Raw genomic sequence first — 22,429 nt, 5'->3', positions numbered from 1 at the left:
GTTGGGTGGTGGGGAGCCACGGCGTCGGTTGGGTTGTCGCGGTAGCGGTTCTGCTGTTCTGCCTGGCCGCGGCGCTCGCGAGCCGGGCCGGTGCGGCACCGAAGCGGCGGCGGGTGAGCGCCCTGGCGTTCGCGGCGACCGGCTGGATCCTCGTGTTCGCCGCGGTGACGGCCAGCCTCTCACCCATGACCCGGGAAGCCGTCGCGGGCAACCCCATCGGCGCCCCGCCCGAACTCGTGCAGGCGGGGCAGCCCACCACGTCGGCCAAACCCGCCGCCCCCGATCCCATGGCGTCCCTGAAGCCGGGGGACTGCGTCGAGGTCCCGATCGAGCGAGCCAGAGACGCCTCGGGCGCACCGACCTGGAAAGCGGGCACACCCGAACCGTCGGACTGCAATTCGGTGGACGCCAACTACCGGGTGCTGCAGAACGGCCCCGACCCGTGCACCGACCCGCTCTACACCCTCGATTCCGCCCCCAAGGACAAGACCGGCAAGGCGCGCTACCACCTGTGCCTGACCTTCGACTGGCGCACCGGCGTCTGCTACGACACCACCGCCATGGAGACCCCGTCGAAGGTCGACTGCGCGACGCCCGGCGAGCACATCGTCCAGGCCACCGCGGTGCTGGCCAACGCCACCTCGGGCGCGTCCTGTCCCCGGGACGGCCGCGGCGCGGTCTGGGTGATCTGGCGCAAGCTCGAACTCACCGTGTGTTTCCGCGGCGGCGACAACCCCGGGAACTGACGCGTCAGCGCCGGGTGCCGATGGTGATGACGTCCGGGATCAGCCACGACGGCAGCGGCCGCGCGACCTTGCGCTGATCGACGACCTCGAAACCGGCGTCGGTGAGGAGCTTGCGGGTTTCCCGCGGCGACGGCGCGTGCGCGGGGAAGCGCGGGCTGCGGGTCAACTGCTGGATCGGGCGCGACGCCGCGCCGGAGGGGTGCATGGTCGCGATGGCGACCAGGCCGCCGGGCGCCAGCACCCGATGGAATTCGCGCAGCGCGGCCGGATGGTCGAAGAAGTGGAACGCGCTGGTGGTGACGACCGCGTCCAGTGCGCCGTCGTCGAAGGGGAGATGCTCGGCGGCGGAATGCCGCCACCGGACTTCGGCAGATCGGGTGCGGGCCTGCTCCAGCATGCCCGCCGAGGCGTCCACGCCGTAGACCGCGTCGGGCCGCAGTTCGCGGTGGATGCGGGTGGTGAGAATGCCGGTGCCGCAGCCGATGTCGGCGATCCGGCGGGATCCGGCGGCGCGCAGCTCGGCGATCATCTGATCCTGCGGCGGGCGGTAGACGAGGTGTTGCAGGGCGGCGGTGTCGTAGGCGCGGGCGACATTGCCCCAGAACTGTGTCACCACATGGTTGAAGGCGCGATTGCCGGTGGTCGGCGAAGTGGTCATGTGTGCTCCTGTCCGGCTCCATGGAAGCAGATTCCGGACTGTCTGGGAAGGTGCGATGGAGTAGCGTCGGGCGCATGAGGATTCGTGGTGCCGTCCTGGAACAGATCGGGGCGTCGACGCCCTTCGCCGACTCGAAGCCGATCACCGTCAGTGAACTGGACCTGGGCGAGCCCGGCCCGGGTGAGCTGCTGATCCGGATCGAGGCGGCCGGCTTGTGCCATTCCGACCTGTCCGTGGTGGACGGCAATCGCGTTCGCCCCGTCCCGATGCTGCTGGGCCATGAGGCCGCTGGCCGCATCGAGGCGCTCGGCCCCGGCGACTCCGACCTGGCCGTCGGCCAGCGCGTCATCATGACCTTCCTGCCGCGTTGCGGCTCCTGCGCGGGCTGCGCCACCGACGGCCGCACCCCGTGCGAGCCCGGCAGTCTCGCCAACAACGCGGGCGAACTCCTCGCCGGCGGACGGCGTTTGCTCCGCGACGGCGTGCAGGTCCACCACCACCTGGGTGTGTCCGGGTTCGCCACCTATGCCGTCGTCGACCGCCATTCGGTGGTGCCCGTCGACGACGACGTGCCCGCGGAGGTGGCCGCCGTCCTCGGCTGCGCCGTTCTCACCGGCGGTGGCGCGCTGCTGAATTCGGCCAAGCCCGGCCCGAAGGACCGCATCATGGTGGTCGGTCTCGGCGGCGTCGGCATGGCCGCGGTGCTGGTGGGGGCCGCACTGCGCGCGAGCACCGGCCAGGAGGTCATCGCGGTGGACACCGTCCCCGAGAAGCTGAAGACCGCACTGGAACTCGGCGCGACCGCCGCCTATACCCCGCAGCAGATCGCGGCCGACAATATCCAGGCCGAAGTCGTCATCGAGGCCGCCGGCAATATCCGCGCCTTCGAAACCGCCGTGGCCGCAACGGCTCCCGGCGGCACCACGGTCACCGTGGGCCTGCCCGCCCCCGACGCCCGCGCCAGCATCTCCCCGCTGGCCCTGGTGGCCCAGGGCCGCACCATCGTCGGCAGCTACCTCGGCTCCGCCGTCCCGTCCCGCGACATCCCCGAATTCGTCCGCATGTGGCGCGAGGGCACCCTCCCGGTCGAGCGCCTCGTCTCCTCCCGCATCCGCCTCGACGAAATCAACCAGGCCATGGACGAATTGGCCGCAGGCCACGCCCTCCGCCAGGTCATCATCTTCGACTGACGGCGAGGACCTTCTGCTCTCAGCAGGCGACCCGCCGCGGGCCGGATGGTCCGCGGCGGGCCGATCGGGTCACCCGAAGGTCGGGGTGACCGTGATCTTGCTGCCGCTCTGGGAGGTGCCGCCGTACCAGCAGACCGAGGGTTGCCCGGACTGGTCGACCGCGTTGCCGTAGTAGACGTTCTTGCCGGCCTTGGGCGCGTCGGTCTTCCACCAGCAGGCGGTGACCTGGGGGATCACCTTGTCGGTGATGGCGGTGTTGTAGTTGAAGACGTAGCCGAGGGTCCATTCGACATTGTCGGCGTCGACGGCGGTGGTCAGCTTCATGATGTAGTTGCCCGGCTGCGCGTACGCGGTGATCGTGCCCTTCGCCGGGCCGGTGAGGGTGAACGGTTTGGTCACCGCGGCCTCCCAGTCCAGGGTGGCCTTGGAGGTGGACCAGACCAGGGCGAAATCGGCGGTGGTGAGGATCTGGGCGTCGAAGGAGACGTCGTTGACCGAGACCTTCACCTTGCCGGGCGTGGACTGCTGGCCGTAGGCGGGCTGGTTGCTGCTCTTCACATTGGTGATGTTCAGGAACAGGTCGGTGCCCGAGGCCCAGGTGGTGTTCTTGGACAGGGTCAGCGTCAGGCTGCCGTCGACGTCGGTGAACGTCCACCCCGCGAAGTCGATCTTCATGGCGGCGACATCGCTGTCGGTGAAGTACGACGGCATATTGATCGTCATGGTCGCGCCCGAACTCAGCGTGACGTCATTATTGGAAGTATTGGTGAGGGTGACCTCGAGGGTGGCGGTTTCCTGAACGGCGATGGTGCCCAGGCCCGTTGCCTTGTTCACCACCTTCAAGGTCGCCCGCCGCGGCCGGTCGTAGGCGGTCTGGCTCGCGCCGAAGATCGCGATCACGCCCTCGGTGCCCTTGTCGTGGCGGATCGGCAGCCCGATGCCCAGCGGGAATTGCAGTGAGACGCCGCCGAAGTCGAGTTCCTTCATACCCTCAGGCCGCTGCTTGATGTACATGAAGCGGATGAAGAGCAGGATCGCGTACTTGGTGGGGATGTAGAGGTCGAGCAGCCAGCCCGCGATGGCGCCGGTCACCGGCTTCTGCACCCAGAAGCTCAATTCCAGGCCGGCGCTGACCGACAGCCCGCCCTTGAGCGACACGCCCTTCCAGACCCGCCCGTGGACGGTGGCCTCGTCCTTGAAATCGAAGACCACGTCCGCCCCCGCGAGCAGCCCGACCACCGCGCTCACCCCGGCCGAGACCCCGATGCCGAACCCCCGCAGGCCCTGCGGATGCGAACTCGCGAGCCCGAATTCGCCGTTCCGCAGAATTTCCTGCGCGATATCGACGCTCAGCGCATTGTTGGGCACCGGATTCTCCAGCGATCCTTCGAGCGCCTTCACGTACGCGGCGCCGTCGGGGGTGTCGAGGAACTCGATGACGTCGTGCACCGCCCGATCCATCGCGGCCTGATTCTTCTTGTACTCCTTCATACTGGCTTGCACCAGTTCGACATTGGTCGGGGTGCGGCCGGGAAACAGTTCTTTGGTATCGCCGGGCGGAATACCGAGTTTGTCGAGCTTGGCGGCGCGCGCCAGAGCGTCCTTGAAAGCGTCCTCGAGCAGATGAGCGGGAGCGGACATGGTCTTTCCTCCTGAGAGACACTCACGACGCAGCAAAAATCCAGCGCACGAGGCGTGCACAATCGTCTGCGTCCGGGACGGGGCGGCTCTCCCGTCAGGCGGGGCGTCTCAGTAGCGGCGCTCCGGCCCCCCAACCTCACCCGGTGATCCCGCATCGAATGCTACTACTGCACGACTCGCGCACTAAGTGGTTCCCGTTCAATTCTCCAGTGCCGCTGGATATCTCAGAACGAGGCTGCGAAATGCAATTCTCGGACTCCGAATCCTCCGTTTAATTCGACCGGTTGGATTTCTTACTCGCGCCGCAGCTAACCCGGTGTTTTCCGTCCGGGAAATGTACTTCTCGTCACTGAGTGCACTCATTTACGCCGGTCGAAGAACTGTTGCCTAGGACACGTACATGCAGGTCAGTTGGTTTTCTGTCAGTATCGACACGTCGGATGAACCTGGATTCTCGCCAGGGCGCACACGGGCGAATATCTGGAGGGGCTCGGCGTGACAATCGATACATCGATAGACGATGACAATGGCGCGCACAATGGCGCGGGCGATATCGAAGGCGATGGCGCACTTGCCGTTCCGACCCTCGGTCCGGTATTGCGTTCAGTACGCGATTATCGCAAGGTGTCGCGCGAGCGCCTGGCATTCAATGCGGGCGTGAGCGCCAGCTACATCACGCATTTGGAGAAGGGTGCGCGTGACCGTCCCACTCGGGAGGTCCTCGACGCGATCATCCGGTACCTCGATCGCGTCGACCCCCTGTCGATCGAGGACCGTCGGCAGCTGCGCGACCTGGCCGGGCTCACCGCCACGGGTTGCCCGCCGCTCGACGAGCTGAAGGCCGCCGTCACCCCCGAACTCCGTCAGGTGCTCGATCAGCCGCTGCCCGCCGCGATCACCGCGGTCGGCGGTTGCGTGCTGGCCTGCAACCCTGGCTGGGAGCGCGCGTTCCCCGGAATGCGGGAGGGCGGCAATCAATTCCACTGGCTGTTCGGCTGCGATCTCGCCCGCCGGGTCATGGTCGACTGGGAGGCCGACGCGACCCATTCGGTGCGGTCCTTCCGGGTGGGGGTGGGCGGCTTCGGCGGCGCGGAGACCTTCGCCGAACTGCTCGACGAGCTGAGCCGCTACCCCGATTTCCGTCGCATGTGGGGCGGCGGCGAGGTAGCCGATTTCCAGCCCATGTGGCGGATGCGGCTGCGCGACCTCGAGCGTGACACGGTGCGAACGGTTCTCGTGCAGACCGGCATGGTGCAGACCGGCGCGCATCCCGGCTGGCTGGTCTCGCAATTCCTCATACCCGTTCCGTCCTGAACTAGAACGTGTTCTAATTTGGCCATGAGCGGATTCGTGGACGGCCAGGTCGATCCGGCATTCCGGGCGGTGCGGGAAGTGTTCGAAGCGAGCTTCGCCGACGGGCGGAACGCGGGTGCGGCCGTGGCCGTGTTCGTCGACGGCCGCCCGGTCGTCGACCTGTGGGGCGGGCTCGCCGACACCCGGACGAAGCGGCCCTGGCTGCGCGACACCCCGGTCGTCACCTACTCGTGCACGAAGGGCGTCACCGCTACCGCCGCACTGCTGGTCGCGCACGAGCGGGGCGTGGGCTGGGACGACCTGGTCACCGACTGGTGGCCGGAATACGGTGCCGGAGGCAAGGATTCGACGACCCTGGCCGATCTGCTCACCCATCGAGCGGGTCTACCGCTCTTCGAGCGTCTCGTCTCCACCGCCGACGCCGCGGACCAGCAGGCGATGGCGGCCCGGCTGGCCGAACAACACCCCGTCTGGAAGCCCGGCACCGAGCACGGCTACCACGCCATGACCTTCGGCTGGCTGCTCGGCGAATTCGTCCGCCGCCATACGGGATTCACGGTCGGGGAGTACGTGCGCCGGAACTTCGGCGACCGGCTGTGGATCGGAGCGCCGCCCGAGATCGCGGAACAGGCCGCCCGCGTGGGCGCCCCGCCCGTCGCCGAACAGGCGTGGACCGACCCCGCCCCGATCAGCGCCGCGACGGTGGCCGAGATGGCGCGCGCCTTTCGGGACCCCGAATCGCTGGCCCTGCGCGCCTCCACCAACCCCCGGGGTTCCTACAACGATCCGGAGGTGCTGGCCGGCGGCTGGCCCTCGACCGGACTGGTCGCCACCGCCCGCTCCCTGGCCCGCTTCTACGCCGACCTGGTGGCGGGCGAGCTGCTGCCCGCCGACGTGCTCGCCGACGCGGTTCGCGAGCGGGTGCGCGGCCGCGACGCCGTGCTGACCCTGGAGAGCGCCTTCGGCCTGGGCTACATGCTGCCTTCGGAGAACATGATCCTGCCCGAGTCCGCCCGCCCCACGGCCTTCGGTCATCCCGGCGCGGGCGGCGCGATCGGCCTGGGCGACACCGAGAATCGGCTCGCGATCGCCTTCACCCCGAACCTGCGCCGCGACTGGGTCTCCGGCGACCGCCGGGCCTACAACCTGATCGACGCGGCCTACGGCGCGCTGTGAGCGCCGTGGACCACGTCGAATCCGGTGAACCGGTCGAATCCTGTTGACCTACTTGACCGTCAGCGTGACCTTCTTGGTCTCGGTCTTGGCGGGCAGCTTGGTGGTGTCGACCGCGAGGATCTCGCCGGTGTCCTGAACGCCGTTGGGTAGGATCTTGGCCTTGAGCCCGAACGGCGGCTGGTCGCCGGTGACGGCCTCGATGCCGAAGTCGCTGTCGTTGGAGATGTAGAGGGTCTTGCCGTGGTCGTTGGTGGCCACGCCCTCGATCTTGTCGTGGCCGAAGAACTTGCCGTCGGCGTTGAGGCCGTCCAGCAGTCCGCCCAGGTCGAGGTTGCCGGTCTTGGCGACCGGCGTGATGCCCGCCTTCTTCAGCGCGGCGATGCCGTCGGCGGTGGTGACGGCGCCGACGTAGACCTCGAGCGGCTTGCCGTCGATCAGCAGGCCCTTCTCCGGGTCGTACTGCGCGCCGGGGACTTTGGCGTCCGGGCCGATGTCGGTGGCGCCGGCGATGTCGACGGTCCACAGCTTCTTGTTGGCCTTGGGGGCCTTGTTGCCGTCGCGCTCGTCGACCAGGAAGGTGGTGTTGGACAGCGCGGTGATCTCGGAGATCGCCAGCTTCTCCTTGGGCGACTCGAGCGGCAGCGCGAACTCCTTGACCGCCTTGGTCTTCAGGTCCACGGTGACGATGCGGGTCATCGGGGTCTCCCGGGCATTGGTGACGCCCGGCGCGTTGAGCGCGCTCTGGATGACACCGACCAGGGTGCTGCCGTCGGGGGTGACGGTCAGGCCCTCCATGCCCTGGTTCGGCGTGCGGAACGCGAGTTCCTTGGGCAGTCCGCGGCCCGGCGCGAGCCGCTCCAGCTCCGCGCCCTTGGCGTCGAAATGCACCATGAACGGGCCGTATTCGTCGGAGATCCAGAAGGTGCCGTCGGCGAGCGCGACCAGGCCCTCGCTGTCGATGCCGTGATCGGTGGGCGGCAGCACCTTGCCGGTCAGGTCCTTCATGGTCTCGCCGGTGGTGGCGGAGGTGTCGACCAGGCCGTTGAAGGGCTGTCCGGCCGGGTTCTTCAGCAGGATGGTGGATTCCACTACGGCCTTGTTGCCGACCAGCTTGAACTTGGCGATCTGCGGGGTGAAGTCCGGGACCGGCGCGATCTTCTCGTTCTTGCCCTTGCCGTCCACGTTCGGGCCGCGGTCGGTGAGCCCGTAGAACTCGTCGGTGGAGCCCGGGACCGGGGTGAAGGCGGAGCCGTAGGCGCTGGCCTGCACCGGAACTCCGCCGAACTCCCCGATCGGCGGGATGTCGGTGGTGAACAGGCGCACCGCGTCGGTGGTGGTGACGGTGATGGAGTCCGAACCGGTGTACCCGGCCGCGGGGGTGTACACCAGCGCGCCGTCCAGGCGCCGGCTCAGGGTGCCGTGCTGCGGGTCGGCGACCGCGACGGCGGCGTGGCCCCCGGTCTTGTCCAGCAGCTGGTCCAGCGAGATCACCAGCGGCTGGCCGGCCGTGGCGGTGAAGTCGGCGGAGTCGGATCCGGAGGAGCAGGCGGCGGTGACGGCGGCTGCGCCGACGACGGCGGCCACGGCAACCCGGCGGGTAACGGGACGAATTCTCACGAGAGATGCCTATAGGTCCGATCCGTCGCCGGGTTGGCCGTTACCTGAACACCTTCCGCCGAGCTCGTGAACCGGCCGCGCGTCAGGATCGGGACTGCTCGGGCTCCCAGCCCGGCGGGGCGAAGACGTAGCCGAGCTTGTCGCGCCAGTTCGATGTGCTCCGCACGTCTCGCACGATCTTGGCGTATTCGCCGTACTGCAGCGTCAGCAGATTGTAGGTGCCCACCGGCGTGGTGAGACCGTAGGTGGGACGCTGGATCTCGGGTTCGAAGGTGCCGAACACGCGGTCCCAGATGATGAGCATCCCGGCGTAGTTCTTGTCCAGGTACTGCGCGTCGCTGCCGTGGTGCACGCGGTGGTGCGACGGGGTGTTGAAGACGAATTCGACCGGGCCCCAGAGCTTTCCGACGGACTCGGTGTGGGTGAAGAACTGGTAGATCAGGTTGATCGTGAAGGCGATGTAGATCGTCCAGGGCGTGAAGCCCAGCAGCGGCAGCGGCGCCCAGAAGATGGCGTCGGCCCACGGATTCCACTTCTGCCGCAGGGCGGTGCCGAAGTTGAAGTACTCGCTGGAGTGGTGCGCCTGATGCGCCGCCCAGCCGATCCGCACCCGGTGGGCGAAGCGGTGGTTCCAGTAGAACGCGAAGTCGAGGGCGAGCAGCAGCAGCGCCCAGCTCCACCAGACGTTCGTGGGGAGGTGCCACGGCGCGACGTAGGTCCACAGGACGACGAACAGCACCAGTGTCGCCGTCTTGAAGATCGCGCTCGACACCAGCGAACCCACGCCCATGCTCAGGCTGGTGCGGGTGTCGCGGGCCAGGTAGCCGGTGGCGTCGTGATCGTCGCGCAGGGCCAGCGCCTCGGCGCCGATGGACAGTAGAAAGACGGGGACCGCGTACAGCAGCGGTGTGTTGATCTCATGCCAGACCTGCGAAAACATCGGACCTCCTCGAATTGCCCGATTCGTAAGTTACCAATTGGTCAATTCGGGGACAAGAGGCCGATTCGGACATTCGGGGGAACTCGGGTCAGGACAGGGCCGCGATCAGGCGGCTGCTGCGTGCGACCATGGCCTCGGCCGTCTGCTCGGGATGGCTCAACCACCAATCCACCAGCGCCGCGACCACGCCGGTCCAGACCGCGCGCAGCGCCGACAGATCCTGCGGATCGGTCAGGCCGTGCGACGACACGAACGCCGACACGCCCCGATCGGCCTGCGCCGCGATGCGGGCGCGCGCGGCCCGCGCCGCCTCGGCCGCGGGACCCTCGTCCGGATGCGACTGGTCCTGCACGACCTTCCAGTCGTGCGGGCGCGGTTCCAGCACCGTGAAGATCGCGGCGAGCGTGCGTTCGGCCATATCGAGCGAGGCCGGGCCGTTGAAGGCCGCGTCGATGGCGTCCCCGAGCACCGCGGAGGCCCGCTGCACGCAGGCCACGTACAGCCCGTCCTTGGAGCCGAAATAGCCGTACACCAAGGGTTTCGACACTCCGGCCGCCGCCGCCACCGTGGCGGGGGACAGGCCCGCGTAGCCGACCCGGGCGATCTCCGCGGCGGCGACATCGAGGATCTGCGCCTCGCGTTCGGCGCGCGGGACGCCCTTGGTTCCGGCTGTGGATCGCACCCTCGAAAATTACCACTCGGTCAATTCGACCGGCCCGTGGTCACCGGCCTGTGGTCCCGGTGTTTCGCCGACCCGATAGGCTCGACGGGTTCCAGATCGGTCATAGCGAAGGAGACCAGGTGGCCACGAACCGGATCCGGGTGGGTGTGCTCGGGGCGCGCGGCAAGGTCGGGCAGTCCATCTGCGCGGGCGTCGAGGCGGCCGCGGATCTGGAGCTGGTGGCGCAGGTCGACAAGGGCGACTCGCTGGAGGCGTTCACCGCCGCCGGGACCGAGGTCGTGGTCGACTTCACTCACCCCGACGTGGTGATGCCGAATCTGAAGTGGCTGGTGGAGAACGGCATTCACGCCGTCGTCGGCACCACCGGCTTCGACGCCGGCCGGCTCGAGCAGGTCAAGGGCTGGCTCGCCGCCAAGCCCGAGGTCGGCGTGCTGATCGCCCCCAACTTCGCCATCGGCGCGGTGCTGACCATGCGGTTCGCCGAGCAGGCCGCCCGCTTCTTCGACTCGGTCGAGGTCATCGAGCTGCACCACCCGAACAAGGCCGACGCGCCGTCGGGCACCGCCTTCCGGACCGCCGCGCTGATCGCCGCCGCCCGGGAGAAGGCCGGTGTCGGCCGCAGCCCCGACGCCACCAGCCAGGAGCTGGAAGGCGCGCGCGGCGCGGACGTGGACGGCGTGCGCGTGCACTCGGTGCGGCTGGCCGGACTGGTCGCCCACCAGGAGGTGCTGTTCGGCACCCAGGGCGAGACCCTCACCATCCGCCACGACTCGCTTGACCGCACCTCCTTCGTGCCGGGCGTGCTGCTGGGCGTGCGCAAGACCCCGCTGCGCCCGGGCCTGACCGTGGGCATCGACCCGCTGCTCGACCTGTGAGCGCGCCGGAGGCGAACAACGGCCGCGAGGTCTTCAAACGGGTCGGCTTCATCGCGGCCCTGGTGCTGGTCCTCGGGTTCTATTTCGTGCTGCTGGGCCGGATCGCGTTCAGCCTCATCGGTTCCGGCAAGCCCGCCGCCATCGGCCTCGGCCTGGGCGTGCTCATCCTGCCGCTGCTGGGGGTGTGGATCGTGGGCACCAGCGTCCGCGCCGCGTTCGCCCACCAGCATCTGGCCCGGCGCATGCACGAGGAGGGCGGCGAGCTCGACGTCTCCGAGCTGCCGCGCCGACCCTCCGGCCGCATCGAGAAGGCCGCCGCCGATGAGCTTTTCGAGCAGGTGAAGGCCGAATTCGAAGCGGACCCGCAGAACTGGCGCACCAGCTACCGCGCGGCCCGCGCCTACGACTATGCCGGGGACCGCACCCGGGCGCGCGAAATGATGAAGCGCGCAGTCGATTTGGAGCGCGCCGAGCGCACCGGCTCCCGATAGCCAGGGTTTCGCAGGAAACCTGCCGGTAGGTTGCGACCGGAGTAAAGTCCGCCGGGTGAGGTTCACGGTGGGTTATGCGCTGGCCATCGCCTGCGCGACGATGGGGTCACCTGCGGCGGTATCGGCGGTGGCGCGCGCGGACACCGCGCCGTCCTGTATCGAGTCGGAGAACGACTACAAACTCGAATGGCAGCTCAGCTGGTCGATCTACGAGGCCGAGCAGCAGAATCCGGCCGACGCGCGGGCGGTGCGCGAGGTGGATCTGCCGATCACCATCGACGCCCCGCTGGACAAGGTGTGGTCGGTGTACACCGACTTCCGCAACGGCCTGGGCCGCCACTCCTTCCTCAAGGACATCATCGTCCACCGCACCTGCGACGAGGACGGCGTGCGCGTCACCGATTTCACCGCGCTGGAAGACATTCCGATGGGGCCGATCACCTTCCCCGGCCACACCCAGGCCGAGCAGCGGCTGTACCCGGACCAGAACTACTACACCTCCGACACCTGGGACATCCCCAATGTCACCACCCACCAGGTGGTCACCTTCACCGACAACGGTGACGGCACCACCACGGTCAACGAGCACCTGACCTTCGTCGCCGATCAGCCGCTCATCGATTTCACCGCGGACAACGGCGTGGCCGCGCACCTCGCCTCCCAGGAAGCGGTGAAGGCCGATATCGAGAACGGCACGCTCTGAGCGGTTTTCGCGTGACGAACCGAATGCGGCCCGGAACCTGATGGTTCCGGGCCGCATTCCTGTGTCGCGCTCAGGAGGCGGGGTGCACCCGCTGCCAGTGCTCGGCGATGTCGATGCGCCGGGCCAGCCACACCTTGTCGTGCGACCGCACGTAATCCACGAAGCGCTCCAACGCCTTCGCCCGCGCGGGCTTGCCCGCGATGCGGCAGTGCAGGCCGATCGAGAGCATCTTCGGCGCGCCCGCCTCGCCCTCGGCGTAGAGCACGTCGAAGGCGTCCTTCAGGTAGGTGAAGAACTCCTCGCCGTTGGCGAACCCGGCGGGGGAGGAGAACCGCATGTCGTTGGTTTCGAGGGTGTACGGCAGCACCAGGTGGTCCCGGTCGCCGACCTTCACCCAGTAGGGCAGATCGTCGGCGTAGGAGTCGGAGTCGTAGACGAATCCGCCGTGTTCCACCACCAGTTCGCGGGTCCGCGGCGAGTCGCGGCCGGTGTACCAGCCCTTGGGCGCCTCACCGAAGAGCTTGGTGATGATCCGCACCGCCTCTTCCAGGTGCGCGCGCTCGGTCTCGACGTCCACGCTCTGATAGGAGAGCCAGCGCAGGCCGTGCGAGCAGATGTCGTAGCCGAGCCGCTTGAACGCCGCGACCGCCTCCGGATTGCGTTCCAGCGCCCGCGCCACCCCGAAGATGGTCAGCGGCACGCCGCGGCTCTCGAACAGCCGCAGCACCCGCCACAGTCCGGCCCGCGAGCCGTACTCGTAGATGGTCTCCATCGACATGTGCCGGTCCGGGAACGACGCCGCCGGAACGATGTCCGACAGGAACGTCTCCGAGCCCTCGTCGCCGTCGAGCACATTGTTCTCGCCGCCCTCCTCGTAGTTGAGGACGAAATTGACGGCGATGTTCGCATTGCCCGGCCACTGCGGATGCGGCGGGTGGGGGCCGTAACCGACCATGTCCCGCGGGTAGTTCAGGTCGAAATCGCTCATGCGCGTTCATTGTCCAGCTCGGCACGCAATCGTGCGCGAGCTTCGTCGGTGAGCGTGCCGTAGAGCCGCAGCCGGGCCAGGCCGCCGTCGGGGTAGGCGTCCAGGCGGACCGAGACCACCGGGTCGGCGGCGTCGATCAGGAAGCGGTGCCGGGTGTCGGGCTGCAGGCGGGTGCGCGGCAGCAGTTCGACCTCGGTGCCGTCGGCGCGGATGCCGGTCAGCGAGCCCGCGCCCGGGCTGTTGAACAGGAAGTACGAGGTGTCGATCTCGGCGGCGGTGATGACGCCTTCCTCGGCGAGCCGCACCAGCACCCAGTCGTTGGTGTTCTTGTCGCGGCGGCGCGCGGTCTCCCAGCCGTCGCCCATGCTGCGGGCGCGACCGGGCATGAGCACGTTCTGCGGGTGCGAGTAGAAGCGGTTCGAGCAGTCGGCGACCAGGCCGCCGTTCTCGATCGCGGCCAGATCGAACGGGCCCGCCGCCAGCCAGGCCGGATCCGGCTTGGCGACGCCGTGCACGCGCAGCCGGGCGATGCCGCCGTCGGGGAACATGCGCAGGCGCACATGGGTGAAGCGCCGCGCGGAATCCACGGCGAACGGGTTCTCCGAATCACCGTCGACCTTGGCGCGGTCCACCAGGGTGGTCCAGCCCTCGGCGGCGACCAGCTCGTCGACCGACGGATGGCCCGGCACCGCAATGGCTTCCACCGACACCTCGGGCGGGTAATTGCCCTTGAACCACGCGGTGTCCACCACCACGCCCTTGATCACGCCGGGCACGCCCAGGCGGATGATCGCGGTGTGGCAGGCGTCGATGGGCGGGTGGCCGCCGTCGGCGCCGCGCTGACGCAGCGTCTCCCAGCCGTCGTACACCTGGCCCTTGTGGCCGAAGGTGGCGGGGGAGTAGGTGGCCGCCTCGGGCCGGATCAGGTTCTCCCGCTCGGCGAAGGACTCGTCGTCGGCCCACAGCACGGCACCGCCCAGGGTGCGCACGGCCAGGTCGGGAAGCAGCGTGAAATCAGCGTCGCTCATAGCGCGGGGATCTTCCTTTCTCGCAATTGATGCAAAACCTCGACAGAGGCTTTCGGGGCGATCGCGATCACGTCGGCGGGATCGAAAGCGCCGCACTCCAGTCCACGCAGCACCACTGTCGCCAGTGCCTGCGCGGTGGCCGGTTCGTCCATCACCGCGCCGCCCTGGCGGTCCAGGTAGCGGCCGATGCGCGGGGCGGCGATGCCCAGGCCCTCGCGGAAGAACGCGAAGGTGGCCAGCCAGCGGGTGACCAGGTGGCCCGCACCCATGTCCCAGCCCTGGTAGTAGCCGCGCTCGAGCGACCGGCTGACCAGGCGGAAGTGCCGCGACACCGCCGCGCGCACCTCGGCGTCGGTGCCGATGGGCAGCACCTGGGTGGAGCCGTCGCACACCCACACGCCGGTGGTGGCCGCGGCGGCCTGCATGACCGCCTTGGCGTGGTCGGCGACCGGGTGCTCCAGCGACTGGAACTTGGGGGCGATTCCGCAGGCGGCGCTGTAATCGTAAGTGCCGTAGTGCAATCCGGTGCAGCGTCCGGCCGAGCGCTGGATCAGCTGGGCGACCGGGGAGGTGCCGTCGGCGGCGATGATCGCCTGCGGGCTCTCGATCTGCAGCTCGAACTTCAGCGATCCGGCGGCCAGGCCGTGCGCGGATTCGACGGCCTCGCACAGGTCCACGGTGATGTCGGCCTGCTCGACGTGGCGGATCTTGGGGACGGTGAACACGAAGCCCTCGGGCACCCCGCCCGCGCCCTCGAGGACCTTCTCCAGGGTGCGCACGGCGCGCGCCCACTCCAGGGAGGTCAGGCCCTTCATGCGGATGCCGCGCGAGGTGACCTCGGGGACAAGGGCTTTCAGCACCGCACCGGCGTGTAGGGCGTCGCGGTCCTCGACCTCGTCGCCGCGGGTGCCGTAGCCGTCCTCGAAATCGAAGCGCAGGTCCTGGATGGGCCGCTCGCGAAGAACCGTGAAGACCCGTTCGGTGACGTCGGCACCGGCCAGCTCGACCAGCAGGTCGCGCTGGGCCTCGGCGAGTTCGATCGCGGCAGCGCCCCACCGGGCAGGCAGATCGATCGAGGCGTCCGCGCCGGAGGCGTACGCGGTGTGCACCGGCTGTCCCGGGCGATCACCCGGATAACGCCGCAGCAGCTCCGAATCCACGTCCCGCAAACGGGATTCGATCCCGTTCAATGTCTCCGGTGGCACCCTCACGCACGGGCCTCCTTCTCCTCGATGCCGAAATCGGCGAGCAATCCCACATACCGCTTCGGCAGTGGGGCCGCGAATTCCCCGCGGCCGGACTTACGCAGCTTCATGGTGACCAGCGACTGCACGGTCAGGGTGGCGGCGGCGACACCGTCGATGACGGGCACGCCGACCTCGTCGGTCAGGAACTCGCACAGATCCGCCATGCCCGCGCAGCCGAGCACGACCGCGTCGGAGTGGTCGGCGGCCACGGCGTCCCGGCAGGCGTCGGCGATGACCTTGCGCGCCTTGGGATCCTCGAGTTCGAGCACCGGGATCTCACAGGCGTGCACGTTCGCGCAGAACCGTTCCATCCCATAGCGTTCGGCCAGATCCCAGGCCCGTCCCGCGGTGCGGCCCAGCGTGGTGACCACGCTGAACTTGCGCCCCAGATGGCTGGCGTACTGCATGGCCGCCTCGGCGATGCCGATCACCGGACCGCGTGCGAGCTCGCGGGCGGCGTCCAGGCCCGGATCGCCGAAGCAGGCGATGATGTAGCCGTCCACGCCCTCGGCCTCGCCGCGCGCGATCTCGGCCAGCAGGCCCGGTACGGCCAGCGCCTCGTCGTAGTGGCTCTCGATGGAGGCCGGGCCCATGGTCGGGTTCACGCCCTCGACGATGGTGCCGGGCGCGGCCACCAGCTGGGCGCTGGCTTCGATGAGGCTGGTCATGGCCGCGGTGGTGTTGGGGTTGATGACTCGAATACGCATGGATCTCACCGGTTCTCGAAGGACGGGACGTGGCGGGCGGCGTCGATCTGCAAAGGTCCGCGCAACGCCAGCACGCGGTAGGCGACCAGGGCCAGGGCGCAGCCGATGAACCAGCTGTACTGGGCGGCGGTGTACATGCCGGGAACATCGCCGGCGGTCAGCACCGGGATCACCGCGGCGATCGCGCCGAGCGCGGTGGCCGCGATGGCGGCCGGGTTGTAGCCCTTGCGGTACCAGTAGGTGCCCTGCTCGGACATGGTGAACAGTTCGTCGACGAACACCCGCTGGCGGCGCACCAGGTAGTAGTCGGCGATGAGCACGCCGAACAGCGGTCCGATGAACGCGCCCAGCACCTCGAGGGTGTAGTGGATGACGTCGGGGTTGTTGTACAGGTTCCAGGGGGTGATCAGCACCGACCCGACCGCGGCGATCATGCCGCCAGTGCGCCAGCTGATCTTCTGCGGGTTCACGTTCGAGAAGTCGAAGGCGGGGGAGATGAAGTTCGCGACGATATTGATGCCGATGGTCGCGACGGTGAAGGTCAGCGCGCCCAGCACGATCGCGAAAGTGTTGTCGATGCGCGCCACCGTGGCGACGGGATCGGTGATGAGCTCGCCGTACACCGGAATGGTCAGCGAGGCGGTCACCACGACCAGCAGCGAGAACACCAGGAAGTTGACCGGCAGGCCCAGGAAGTTGCCCTTCTTCACCGCCGCGAAACTGCGTCCGTAGCGGGAGAAGTCGCCGAAGTTCAGCATCGGGCCCGAGAAATACGACACCACCAGCGCGATCGCGCCCAGCATGACCGGTACCGCCGACCAGCCGGTGTGGGTGGCCGCCTTGCCCATGTTCAGGTCGATGCCGTGCCAGCCCGCCCGGTAGATCAGGTAGCCGCACAGCACGAACATGACCACGTAGACGGCGGGACCGCAGAAGTCGATGAACTTGCGGATGGATTCCATGCCGCGCCAGAACACCGCGGCCTGCAGCACCCACAGGATCAGGTAGGAGGCCCAGCCCAGCGCGGACAGGCCCAGGAAGCCGTGGTCGGCCTCGACCGCGTAGGGGGCCAGACTCGGAAAGAGCTTGATCAGCACCACATCCAGGGCCGCCGAGGCCAGGAAGGTCTGAATGCCGTACCAGGCCACCGCGATCAGGCCGCGGATGATGGCCGGCACGTTCGCGCCGAGCACGCCGAAGGCGCTGCGGCAGATGACCGGATACGGGACGCCGGTCGCCTGGCTGGGCTTGGCGACGAGATTGCAGAGGCCGTACACGATGGTGATGCCGACGACCAGGGCGACGAGCACCTGCCAGCTGTGCAGCCCGAGCGCGAACAGCGAGCCCGCGGTGACGTACCCGCCGACGCTGTGCACGTCCGACATCCAGAACGCGAAGATGTTGTACGTGCCCCAGGTCTGCTTCCGCAGCGGCGCCAGGTCCTCGTTGACCAGCCGGGGGTCGTACTCCGGCGCGGGCGGTATCGGGGTGAGCGAACTCCCGGCCGCCGGCGCAACGGTATCGGGCATTTCGCACATCCCATCGTGTCGTGGTGTCCCGTTGATCGAGACGAGTGTGCGAAGGCTATCCAACAGGCATTGCCCGATTATTGCCTGAACGATATATGTTCCGTAACCCCTGGTTCAGGGCCTATATATCTTCTTCACCTGCTGGTTCGGCGAAAAGTCCGGTGTCCTTCGGGAGATGCGCGAGCACACCGTTCAATCGTGCATGATGCCCCTCGGTCGCCGCTAGCAACGCTTCAGCATCTCTTGCCAGGAAGGCTTGCAACTGCTTGGAGTGGTCGGCGTGCAGCACCACGCGGTCCATCGTCGTCACATGCACCATGGGCTGCACGGGCTCGGTGATGTTCCAGGCGTATTCCAGCATGTGCACCACCCGCGGCATGCCCGAGGGGCGCACCAGGGCCAGGTGGAAATTGCGGGTCTCGCGGTGGTAGGCCACCGCGTTCTCGGTGAGGACCGCCTGCTCGAGCCGCGCGTGGATCTCGCGGGCCAGCTGGTGGTCGGCCTCGGTCGCGTTGTGCACCGCCGCGGCCAGCGCCGCCGACTCCAGCCGTTCGCGCACGACGTACAGCTCGCGCAGCTCGTCGGCGGTCAGCAGGGTCACCTGGTACCCGAAGTTGGGCCGATGCTCGACCAGGCCCTCGCCGATCAGCGTCTGCAGCGACTCGCGCACCGGAATCGCGCTCACCTCGAAGGCGCGGGCCAGCTCGCCCAGCGGCAGGCCGGTGCCCGGGGGCAGGTTGCCCTCCAGGACCAGGCGGCGCATTTCGCCGAGGATCTCCTGCTGGGAGTAGCCGCGACGGACATCCAGCGGCGGGTTGAGCTGGGGCAAACGGGGTAGGCGGGGGCGAGAAGGCACGCCCCAACCCTAGACCGTCGCCGCAAGCCCCCCGGTGTGGGTCAGATCTCGTCGGCGTCGTAGCCCAGCGCCTTGAGCGAAAGCCGGTGCAGCGTTGCCCGTTCCGCCGGGGACAGGCGGGCGAGCAGCACATCGGTCGCCGCGGCGATCCGCGCGTCGGTCTCGGCGCGCACCCGATTCCCGGCGGCGGTGATAGCCAAACGGTATTTCCGGCGGTCCTCGGGATCGCGATTGCGGGTGACCAGTCCGGCCTTCTCGAGGCTGTCGATCAGCCGCACCACCTCGCTGCGGTCGATCTCGAGCACATTGGCCATCTCCTGCTGGGACGGATCGGCGCGCTCGGCGAGGTAGGTGAGCACCCAGTGCTCGCGCAGCGGCGTCCCGAGTTCGGCGTGCATCGCTTTGTGCAGCTTGCCGAGGGCGTAGGTCGGGTGACGCAGCAGTCCGGCGGGGTGGATGTCGCCCGGGGCGGCGCGGGGTTCGTCGGTCACCCGCTGATTCTACCTATTGTTGAGTTGCTCAACGATTGATACTCTCTGCAATTGAGTTGCTCATCAACAATTGAAGGAGGGGTCCGATGACGCAAACGCGTTCGGACACTGCGACATCCATCGCCGCCACCCCTGCCGACCCCGACAAGATCCCCGCGCACGTCTGGCGCACCGCCGGTGTGGTGGTGTTCGGCGCGATCATGGGGATGCTCGACACCTCGCTGGTCAATATCGGGCTGCGCACCATCGGCGCGGACCTCGGCGCGTCGCTGGCCACGATCCAATGGGTCGCCAGCGGATACCTGCTGGCCCTGGGCGTTTCACTCACCGTCTGCGGCTGGCTCGCCCGGCGCGTCGGCGTCACCCGGCTCTGGCTCTGGGCATTGATCGCCTTCACCCTGACCTCGACCGCGTGCGCCTTCGCGCCGGACGCGGGCTGGCTGATCGGGCTGCGCATCCTGCAGGGCCTCGCCGCCGGGCTGATGATCCCCGCCGGGCAGACCATCCTGGGCCAAGCCGCCGGGCCGCAGCGCATGGGCCGGGTCATGGGCGTGGTCGGCATCGCCGTCGTGGGCGCGCCCGCCATCGGGCCGACCATCGGCGGGCTCATGCTGGCGCACTGGAGCTGGGAGTGGTTGTTCCTCATCAACATTCCGTTCGGCCTGGCCGGCCTGGCGCTGGGCCTGCGCTACCTGCCGCGCAGCAGCCCGACGGCCACGCAGCCGCTGGACGTGCTCGGGCTGGTGCTCGCGGGCGGCGGCGTGTCGGCGGTGGTCTACGGACTGTCCGAGGTCGGCGTGACGGGGTCGGTGACCTCGCTGCCGGTGTGGCTGCCGGTGGTGCTCGGCCTGGCCGGGCTGGCCGGATTCCTGGTGCGCGCGCTGCGGAACACGCTGCCGCTGCTCGACATCCGGTTGTTCGCCGTCCCCGGGTTCCGTGTGGCCACCTCGGCCGGCTTCTTCGCCGGGGGAGCCATGTTCGGCGTGATGGTGTTGCTGCCGCTGTACTTCCAGGAGCTGCACGGCGCCGGGCTGGTCCGCACCGGCGTGAACCTGCTCGGCTTCGGACTGGGCGGTGTCGTCATGCTGCCGCTGGGCGGCAAGCTGACCGACCGCTTCGGCGGCGGCAGCGTCGCGGTGCTGGGTAACCTCGCCGTGGCCGCCACCGTGCTGCCGCTGGCCTTCCTGCCGGTCGATGCCAATGGATTCCTCGTCCAATCACTGCTGTTCGCGGCGGGATTGGCGACCGCGGTGGGCGCGATGCCGCTGGTGTCGGCGGCCTACGCCGCGGTCCGGCGCGAGCAGTTGCCCGACGCCACGGCGCTGGTGAACATCATGCAGCGGGTCGGCGGCGCGGTCGCGGTCGCCATGGTGGCCGTGATCCTGTCCCGCGCAACGGCTTCCGGATGGGCGCCGGTGTCCGGCTACCACCTCGCCTTCGCCGCGCTGGCCGCTCTCTCCGTGGTGGCGGCGGTGGCCTCGACGGTCCTGCGCCGTCAGCAGCGGGTGACCGCCGAGACGCGACCGTCAATGGAGCGCGGTTACGCGGCCGCCCAGGTGAGGAGTTTGTCCGCCGGCCAGGTATTGATGATCCGGTCGGCGGGCACGCCGTTGTCGAGGGCCCGTTGCGCGCCGTAGCCGAGGAAGTCGAGCTGGCCCGGGGCGTGGGCGTCGGTGTCGATGGCGAAGTGGCAGCCCAGCTCGAGGGCCTGCTGCAGCAGGCGCGTCGGCGGGTCGCGGCGTTCGGGGCGGGAGTTGATCTCGACGGCGACCCCGTGGTCGCGGCAGGCCGAGAAGACCTGTGCGGCATCGAAACTCGACTCGGGGCGGGTGCCTCGATTGCCCTCGACCAGGCGGCCGGTGCAGTGGCCGAGTACGGTGGCGCGGCCGCCGGACACCGCGCGCACCATGCGGCGGGTCATGGCGGCGGCGTCCATCTTCAGCTTGGAATGGACGCTGGCGACCACGATGTCGAGGCGGTCGAGCAGCTCGGGCTCCTGATCGAGGCTGCCGTCGTCGAGGATGTCGACCTCGATGCCGGTCAGGATGACCATGGGGGAGAAGCGGTCCCGCAGTTCGTCGATCACGTCGAGCTGCTTGCGCAACCGGTCCGGGGAGAGGCCGTTGGCGACGGTCAGCCGCGGGGAATGATCGGTCAGCGCGCAGTATTCGTGGCCCAGGGCCTGCGCGGTGGCCATCATCTCCACGATCGACGCCGACCCGTCGGACCAGTTCGAGTGCACGTGCAGGTCGCCCTTGAGCGCGGCCCGCAGCTCGCCGCCGCCGAGATCCTTGGCCGCGGTACGCAATTGGACCAGGGTGTCCGGCTCGCGACCGGCCCACGCCTGCGCGATCACCGCCGCCGTCTTGGGGCCGACCCCGGCCAGGGACTGCCAGTCGCCGGTCCTGCCCAGCCGCTCCCGCTGCTCGTCGTCGAGGGCCTCGACGATGTCGGCGGCATTGCGGTAGGCCATCACCCGCCGCGAATCCTCGCGGGCCCGGTCCTTGAAGAACGCGATCATGCGGAGCGCGACGACAGGATCCATACCTATCAGTGTGCCCGCCGCACGACCGCACGGTGGGTACTCGGCGCGTCCGTACTCAGTCCGCTCGCCGGGTACGCCACAGCAACGCCGCCGATCCGCCGGCCACGATCACGCCCCCGACGATCAGGAATCCATCGATCGAATCGCGCAGCGAGCGTTGCTCGTCGAAGGATCGCACCACCGGCCGGCCCTTGTCGGTGTCGTGGCAGACCTGGCCGAGGTCCATGGCGTGACCGTGGCATTCCACCGGCAGCGAAAACCGGAACAAACCGGTCAGCAACAGGGCCAGACCCACCGCGATCCCGATGGTGTGGGCGATCTTCATCAGAACTCCGCAAGCGTCGAGGGCGTCGTGGCCAGGCGCATCCACGTGCCGTGGAGCCACTGCTCGTAGGCGTCCGGATCCAGGCCGAGGGTGCTGACCATGAGGTTATAGGTGTCGGCCTGGGCGAGCGGGCCGACGGTGGCGATGATCCAGTCGAGATCGGCCTCGGGGTGCAGCAGTCCGTCGGCGCGCAAGCGCTGCCACAGCTCGGCGACGTGCTGCTGGGTGGCGGCCCGTCCGGCCCGGGCGGCCTCGGCGATGACCGGTTCGCTGGCCTCGGCGGCGACGGCGGCCGCGATCAGCGGGGCCGCGCGTTCCATGAGCTGCCGCGCGCCTCGGGCGTAGGCGGTGACGCGTTCGTGCAGCGTGGGCGCGGTCCCGGCCCGGATGTGCCAGTCACGGTGGGCCAGGTCGACGTCCTCGGTGTCGCCGACGATCGCCACGTCGATGGTGCGTTTGAGCAGTTCGGCCTTGGAGCCGAAGCGCAGGTAGACCGTGCGCGAACCTACCTCGGCGGCGTCGGCGACCGCGGCCAGCGAGGTCGTCGCGTAGCCGTCGGCGATGAACAGCCGCCGGGCCGCGTCGAGGATCTTGCGCTCGGTCTCGGCCTTGCGGGCGTCCCACAGCGGGGACGACTTCTTGACACCCGGACTCAACTGCTGCATCCTAACTGCATCACT

23 protein-coding genes are annotated in these 22,429 nt (G+C 68.8%); 8 read left to right on the top strand and 15 right to left on the bottom strand.

Going from position 1 to position 22,429, the window contains the following annotated elements:
* The first annotated feature begins 8 nt into the window (after positions 1-8).
* Positions 9-746: a hypothetical protein gene (locus ABZ382_RS33170; RefSeq protein WP_357097326.1), complete on the top strand. Its 738-nt coding sequence runs from the start codon at positions 9-11 to the stop codon at positions 744-746.
* 4 nt (positions 747-750) lie between these two features.
* Here the strand turns inward: ABZ382_RS33170 and ABZ382_RS33165 are convergent, their stop codons facing one another.
* Positions 751-1,404: a class I SAM-dependent methyltransferase gene (locus ABZ382_RS33165; RefSeq protein ID WP_357097323.1), complete on the bottom strand. Its 654-nt coding sequence runs from the start codon at positions 1,402-1,404 to the stop codon at positions 751-753.
* Between the two features lie 74 nt (positions 1,405-1,478).
* Between ABZ382_RS33165 and ABZ382_RS33160 the strand changes: the two genes are divergently transcribed.
* Entirely contained in the window at positions 1,479-2,594 is a 1,116-nt protein-coding gene (locus tag ABZ382_RS33160) for an alcohol dehydrogenase catalytic domain-containing protein (protein WP_357097321.1), read from the top strand.
* 69 nt (positions 2,595-2,663) lie between these two features.
* Here ABZ382_RS33160 and ABZ382_RS33155 read toward each other — a convergent pair whose 3' ends face one another.
* Entirely contained in the window at positions 2,664-4,235 is a 1,572-nt protein-coding gene (locus ABZ382_RS33155) for a hypothetical protein (RefSeq protein WP_357097319.1), read from the bottom strand.
* Between the two features lie 495 nt (positions 4,236-4,730).
* Here ABZ382_RS33155 and ABZ382_RS33150 point away from each other — a divergent pair, with 495 nt between their 5' ends.
* The gene (locus tag ABZ382_RS33150) at positions 4,731-5,549 is read left to right on the top strand and encodes a helix-turn-helix domain-containing protein (protein WP_357097317.1); all 819 of its coding nucleotides are present in this window, start codon (positions 4,731-4,733) and stop codon (positions 5,547-5,549) included.
* A 24-nt stretch (positions 5,550-5,573) separates the two neighbouring features.
* Positions 5,574-6,725, top strand: a complete 1,152-nt coding sequence (locus ABZ382_RS33145; protein WP_357097315.1) for a serine hydrolase domain-containing protein — start codon at positions 5,574-5,576, stop codon at positions 6,723-6,725.
* Between the two features lie 48 nt (positions 6,726-6,773).
* On the opposite strand, the gene ABZ382_RS33140 is transcribed toward ABZ382_RS33145, so the two are convergent.
* From ABZ382_RS33140 to ABZ382_RS33130, 3 genes are all read right to left on the bottom strand, one after another.
* Positions 6,774-8,342, bottom strand: coding sequence for an esterase-like activity of phytase family protein (locus tag ABZ382_RS33140; RefSeq protein WP_357097313.1), 1,569 nt, complete (start codon positions 8,340-8,342; stop codon positions 6,774-6,776).
* A gap of 82 nt (positions 8,343-8,424) precedes the next feature.
* Positions 8,425-9,282 (bottom strand): sterol desaturase family protein, encoded by an 858-nt coding sequence (locus tag ABZ382_RS33135; protein ID WP_357097311.1) that lies wholly within the window; start codon positions 9,280-9,282, stop codon positions 8,425-8,427.
* Positions 9,283-9,370: 88 nt separating this feature from the next.
* Positions 9,371-9,964 (bottom strand): TetR/AcrR family transcriptional regulator, encoded by a 594-nt coding sequence (locus ABZ382_RS33130; protein WP_357097309.1) that lies wholly within the window; start codon positions 9,962-9,964, stop codon positions 9,371-9,373.
* Between the two features lie 134 nt (positions 9,965-10,098).
* Here ABZ382_RS33130 and dapB point away from each other — a divergent pair, with 134 nt between their 5' ends.
* The 3 genes from dapB to ABZ382_RS33115 are packed head-to-tail and all read left to right on the top strand — an operon-like array spanning position 10,099 to position 12,033.
* Entirely contained in the window at positions 10,099-10,839 is a 741-nt protein-coding gene (gene dapB / locus ABZ382_RS33125) for a 4-hydroxy-tetrahydrodipicolinate reductase (RefSeq protein WP_357097339.1), read from the top strand.
* A complete protein-coding gene (locus ABZ382_RS33120; protein WP_357097308.1) occupies positions 10,836-11,330 on the top strand; it encodes a hypothetical protein in 495 nt (164 codons plus the stop codon). The genes dapB and ABZ382_RS33120 overlap by 4 nt, the downstream gene beginning before the upstream one ends.
* Positions 11,331-11,385: 55 nt before the next feature.
* Positions 11,386-12,033 (top strand): hypothetical protein, encoded by a 648-nt coding sequence (locus ABZ382_RS33115; protein WP_357097306.1) that lies wholly within the window; start codon positions 11,386-11,388, stop codon positions 12,031-12,033.
* Positions 12,034-12,103: 70 nt separating this feature from the next.
* On the opposite strand, the gene puuE is transcribed toward ABZ382_RS33115, so the two are convergent.
* The 7 genes from puuE to ABZ382_RS33080 all read right to left on the bottom strand — a co-directional run bounded on the left by puuE (position 12,104) and on the right by ABZ382_RS33080 (position 18,879).
* Positions 12,104-13,021, bottom strand: a complete 918-nt coding sequence (gene puuE, locus ABZ382_RS33110; protein ID WP_357097304.1) for an allantoinase PuuE — start codon at positions 13,019-13,021, stop codon at positions 12,104-12,106.
* On the bottom strand, positions 13,018-14,049 hold the full coding sequence (gene alc, locus ABZ382_RS33105) for an allantoicase (RefSeq protein WP_357097302.1): 1,032 nt from the start codon (positions 14,047-14,049) through the stop codon (positions 13,018-13,020). The genes puuE and alc overlap by 4 nt, the downstream gene beginning before the upstream one ends.
* Positions 14,046-15,260 carry an aldolase gene (locus ABZ382_RS33100; RefSeq protein ID WP_357097300.1) on the bottom strand — a complete coding sequence of 405 codons (1,215 nt, stop codon included), beginning with the start codon at positions 15,258-15,260 and terminating at the stop codon, positions 14,046-14,048. The genes alc and ABZ382_RS33100 overlap by 4 nt, the downstream gene beginning before the upstream one ends.
* Complete coding sequence (locus tag ABZ382_RS33095) at positions 15,257-16,003, bottom strand: aspartate/glutamate racemase family protein (RefSeq protein ID WP_357097298.1); 747 nt, start codon at positions 16,001-16,003, stop codon at positions 15,257-15,259. The genes ABZ382_RS33100 and ABZ382_RS33095 overlap by 4 nt, the downstream gene beginning before the upstream one ends.
* Positions 16,004-16,008: 5 nt before the next feature.
* Entirely contained in the window at positions 16,009-17,532 is a 1,524-nt protein-coding gene (locus ABZ382_RS33090) for an NCS1 family nucleobase:cation symporter-1 (RefSeq protein WP_357097296.1), read from the bottom strand.
* A gap of 121 nt (positions 17,533-17,653) precedes the next feature.
* Positions 17,654-18,361, bottom strand: a complete 708-nt coding sequence (locus tag ABZ382_RS33085; RefSeq protein WP_357097337.1) for a GntR family transcriptional regulator — start codon at positions 18,359-18,361, stop codon at positions 17,654-17,656.
* Positions 18,362-18,429: 68 nt separating this feature from the next.
* A complete protein-coding gene (locus ABZ382_RS33080) occupies positions 18,430-18,879 on the bottom strand; it encodes a MarR family transcriptional regulator (RefSeq protein WP_357097294.1) in 450 nt (149 codons plus the stop codon).
* Positions 18,880-18,965: 86 nt separating this feature from the next.
* On the opposite strand from ABZ382_RS33080, the gene ABZ382_RS33075 reads away from it, so the two are divergent.
* The gene (locus tag ABZ382_RS33075) at positions 18,966-20,516 is read left to right on the top strand and encodes a DHA2 family efflux MFS transporter permease subunit (RefSeq protein WP_357097292.1); all 1,551 of its coding nucleotides are present in this window, start codon (positions 18,966-18,968) and stop codon (positions 20,514-20,516) included.
* Here ABZ382_RS33075 and ABZ382_RS33070 read toward each other — a convergent pair.
* Genes ABZ382_RS33070 through ABZ382_RS33060 form a run of 3 tightly spaced genes read right to left on the bottom strand, consistent with a single transcriptional unit; the run spans position 20,420 to position 22,405 of the window.
* Positions 20,420-21,424, bottom strand: a complete 1,005-nt coding sequence (locus tag ABZ382_RS33070; RefSeq protein ID WP_357097291.1) for a PHP domain-containing protein — start codon at positions 21,422-21,424, stop codon at positions 20,420-20,422. The two genes, ABZ382_RS33075 and ABZ382_RS33070, sit on opposite strands and share 97 nt — an antisense overlap.
* Before the next feature lie 55 nt (positions 21,425-21,479).
* A complete protein-coding gene (locus ABZ382_RS33065) occupies positions 21,480-21,749 on the bottom strand; it encodes a hypothetical protein (protein ID WP_357097289.1) in 270 nt (89 codons plus the stop codon).
* The gene (locus ABZ382_RS33060; protein WP_357097287.1) at positions 21,749-22,405 is read right to left on the bottom strand and encodes a helix-turn-helix domain-containing protein; all 657 of its coding nucleotides are present in this window, start codon (positions 22,403-22,405) and stop codon (positions 21,749-21,751) included. Before ABZ382_RS33060 ends, ABZ382_RS33065 begins: the two co-directional genes overlap by 1 nt.
* Between the last annotated feature and the right edge of the window lie 24 nt (positions 22,406-22,429).

It is taken from the genome of Nocardia sp. NPDC005825 (genome assembly GCF_040630175.1).
In the GTDB taxonomy this organism is placed as follows: domain Bacteria; phylum Actinomycetota; class Actinomycetes; order Mycobacteriales; family Mycobacteriaceae; genus Nocardia.
Note: the sequence above shows the minus strand (reverse complement) of the source record. Positions and strands in the feature narration are given on the sequence as shown.

Coding starts and splice junctions, on each gene's coding strand:
- ABZ382_RS33155 (WP_357097319.1), bottom strand. CDS start 4,235: ATGTCCGCTCCCGCTCATCTGCTCGAGGACGCTTTCAAGGACGCTCTG.
- ABZ382_RS33065 (WP_357097289.1), bottom strand. CDS start 21,749: ATGAAGATCGCCCACACCATCGGGATCGCGGTGGGTCTGGCCCTGTTG.
- ABZ382_RS33135 (WP_357097311.1), bottom strand. CDS start 9,282: ATGTTTTCGCAGGTCTGGCATGAGATCAACACACCGCTGCTGTACGCG.
- ABZ382_RS33160 (WP_357097321.1), top strand. CDS start 1,479: ATGAGGATTCGTGGTGCCGTCCTGGAACAGATCGGGGCGTCGACGCCC.
- ABZ382_RS33145 (WP_357097315.1), top strand. CDS start 5,574: ATGAGCGGATTCGTGGACGGCCAGGTCGATCCGGCATTCCGGGCGGTG.
- puuE (WP_357097304.1), bottom strand. CDS start 13,021: ATGAGCGATTTCGACCTGAACTACCCGCGGGACATGGTCGGTTACGGC.
- ABZ382_RS33090 (WP_357097296.1), bottom strand. CDS start 17,532: ATGCCCGATACCGTTGCGCCGGCGGCCGGGAGTTCGCTCACCCCGATA.
- ABZ382_RS33075 (WP_357097292.1), top strand. CDS start 18,966: ATGACGCAAACGCGTTCGGACACTGCGACATCCATCGCCGCCACCCCT.
- ABZ382_RS33165 (WP_357097323.1), bottom strand. CDS start 1,404: ATGACCACTTCGCCGACCACCGGCAATCGCGCCTTCAACCATGTGGTG.
- ABZ382_RS33070 (WP_357097291.1), bottom strand. CDS start 21,424: ATGGATCCTGTCGTCGCGCTCCGCATGATCGCGTTCTTCAAGGACCGG.
- ABZ382_RS33095 (WP_357097298.1), bottom strand. CDS start 16,003: ATGCGTATTCGAGTCATCAACCCCAACACCACCGCGGCCATGACCAGC.
- alc (WP_357097302.1), bottom strand. CDS start 14,049: ATGAGCGACGCTGATTTCACGCTGCTTCCCGACCTGGCCGTGCGCACC.